The following is a 1,770-nucleotide window of genomic DNA, read 5'->3' as shown; positions in this document are numbered from 1 at the left end:
GAAAAAACGATGCATACCCTTCATTTTAACGGCTGTATTTCTCTTAGCCACCATGGGAACCGTTCTGGCAGAGGGCGGGGAAGTCATCACCTTTAAGGGAGAGGCCGAAAAATTCGTCCACTCTATGGATGGGGACCTTTCGACCCAGGGCTTTACGGATTTACAGCCTGGAGAAGACCGGACTTTGACTTTAATCTTAAAGAATGATGGTTCCCGGGAGATGAGCTTTTATATGAGTGCTGAAATCCTGGACAACATCGCAGAAAAAACAGCGGACTCCCAGGCGGTATACGATTTTTCGATTGCGAAAAACGGGACCACCTTTTTCTCCACGGTTATCGGTGGAGGCAGTGCTTATAATCAATCCGTCGGCCGGGAATATCTCCAGGAGGATAATGATATTCTCATGGATACCTTAGCGGTGGGAGCCCAGGATAGGGTTACCGTTGCCATTAAATTGGACGGACCATCGGCAGAAAACAGCTATATGGATAAAACTGGGAAAATCCAATTGGTATTCAGCGCAGGATACCCTGTGACCCCGGGGCAATCCATGATCAAGACCGTCACCCAGTACATTACCGGTGAACGGAGCATTGTCAATACCGGTGTGGGAGGTGTCTCCATGGCCGCCATCATTGGTGTGGTTTTAATAATCCTGGCGGTGGTCCTCATCGTCAAGCGCCGAAGGAGAGAGGAGTAGCCATGGGATCAATGAAAGTAAACATTAAGAAATCGGCCATGGCCCTGGTGAGCACCCTGCTGGTTCTGCTCCTCGTGGTTTTGGCTTATCCAGTACAGGCGGCAGATGCCAATAAAGAATATGCCATTTCCTTTCGCGGAGGGGAAGGCACCATTCAGGTGGCGGACACGGGAGCAGTGGATGAAAGCTATACGGTGAAGGTACCCTATGAGGGTACTGTGGATTTAAGCATCATCACGGCGCTTCCGCCTACCGGCTATTACTTTACGGGGTGGAGTCCGGAAGTTGAAACAACCGTGACGGAGAAAGCCAATTACGTGGCTCAATACGCCCGGATTATCAATGAAGGCGTCTATCGGGTGCGCTACATGGATCACTATGGCAATGAGTTGGCGACTCAAAGAGCTGCCATCACCAATGTTGGGGTGGATGTGACAGAATACGCGCTTCCCATTGATGGCTACGTGGTGGATGCTGCCTCCAAAACCGTCAACATCGCCACGGCAAAGGGGACCCAGATTGACTTTATCTATACCTCTGAGGCCGAAGCTAATCCCACTGAGGTCATCCAGACAGTGGTACTCCCCGGGGGAACAACCATCGTCACGACTGGTGGTGTAACGGCCGGAACCGTGGGGACGGACGGAACGACAGCAACGACAGCAACCGGTCAGGATGGGCAAAGGACTACGGATAATACCACGAATCAACAGGGGCAGACCACCACCCTGGATGAAAATGATGTGCCTTTAGCCAATCAGGATTTACAAAAAGATAGTGCGGGGGTATCCCCCTGGGTCTATGCAGGGATTGGTGCAATCATTATCCTATCCCTTGGGGGTGCTTTCCTGTTCATCCGGAAGCGTCGTCATGGCTAAATGGAATAAGAAACCTGTGTACATTCGGAATTGAGAACGTACACAGGCTTTTTACGCATTTTTTGACCAAATTAGCCCATAAATCCAAGGGGAATTAAGGAAGGTTAAGGTATAATTAAAAACATATCTTGTAAAGAGGAAAAGCGTAATGAAGGAAAATAGCTTACGAGTCCAAATGTTTAGCCGATT

General features: G+C 49.5%; 2 protein-coding genes. Both read left to right on the top strand.

Going from position 1 to position 1,770, the window contains the following annotated elements:
- A partial coding sequence (locus tag VB081_RS02590; RefSeq protein ID WP_323399294.1) for an LPXTG cell wall anchor domain-containing protein occupies positions 1-703 on the top strand: 703 nt, incomplete at its 5' end.
- A 2-nt stretch (positions 704-705) separates the two neighbouring features.
- The gene (locus VB081_RS02585; protein ID WP_323399293.1) at positions 706-1,581 is read left to right on the top strand and encodes a hypothetical protein; all 876 of its coding nucleotides are present in this window, start codon (positions 706-708) and stop codon (positions 1,579-1,581) included.
- Positions 1,582-1,770: the final 189 nt, after the last annotated feature.

The organism is Christensenella sp. (assembly GCF_034927525.1).
GTDB lineage: Bacteria > Bacillota > Clostridia > Christensenellales > Christensenellaceae > Christensenella.
This window is presented reverse-complemented; position numbering and strand designations above follow the sequence as displayed.

Coding starts and splice junctions, on each gene's coding strand:
- VB081_RS02585 (WP_323399293.1), top strand. CDS start 706: ATGGGATCAATGAAAGTAAACATTAAGAAATCGGCCATGGCCCTGGTG.